Raw genomic sequence first — 818 nt, forward strand, 5'->3', positions numbered from 1 at the left:
CAGATGCGCCGCATCGCAGCCCGTTACGACAAGACCGCCTTGTCATTCATGAGTTTCCTCAATATCGCCGCCGCAAGGCTCTGGATCAGCTCTTTTGTCAACGTGACTTAGACCGATACCTGGGATGGAATGAAGAAGTTCTGCTTTGGCAGAGAGTTCTTTGTCCTGTGCAATGACTCCTTCAATCCGTTGTTCGGGCTCGCTGATCTGGCTCTCAAGAAATGCTTTGAGACTGCTGTCCATATCCTCCAGTTCAGCGCTTACACCCTGCTTGCGACGCGTCGCCATCTGGGCAGAAAGTCGTTTACACGCGTCTACCATCTGAGCTCTGCGAACTGTTAATGCCTGGAGAAGCTGAAGTTTTTTATCTGGCAGTGTTCGGCTGGCCTCTGGGCAAAACGCCATGAAGCGCGCAATCAGTTCCGCGTCGATCTGGTCGGTCTTCGCTCTTTTCCCCATGGAGAATGCGAAAGCCTTGATTTGTGCTGGTAGCAATTGGACCGCATTGATTCCCATACTTATGAGAACGTGCCACAGTGCCCATTCCTGTCCGCCTGTAGCTTCAAATCCAACCTTGAGACCTTCAGGCATACCCTGAAGTATTTCCAGTAATCTGGCATGGCCATCAGGTGAATTCTGACAACGGAATCTCTGTTTCCCGGGTAGACAGAAGCCATCAAGCTAGCGCTCGTGGACAAAGCTTGACAGGGGTGCACGAGATTGATTCAACGCTGCCATTTGGAGATGGCTTTGGACGAGACGATCGGGGCGACGGATGCGGAATGGGCGCTGATCGGTCCTCTTCTGCCGTCTGAGAC

The 818-nt window shown here is 52.6% G+C and carries 1 pseudogene; it reads right to left on the reverse strand.

From position 1 onward, the window contains the following. Nucleotides 1-42 precede the first annotated feature (42 nt). A pseudogene (locus tag HKD27_RS16275) lies at nt 43-639 on the reverse strand (transposase); the annotation flags it as partial. Nucleotides 640-818: the final 179 nt, after the last annotated feature.

The organism is Gluconobacter sp. R75690, assembly GCF_015244525.1.
Taxonomy (GTDB): Bacteria; Pseudomonadota; Alphaproteobacteria; order Acetobacterales; family Acetobacteraceae; genus Gluconobacter; species Gluconobacter potus.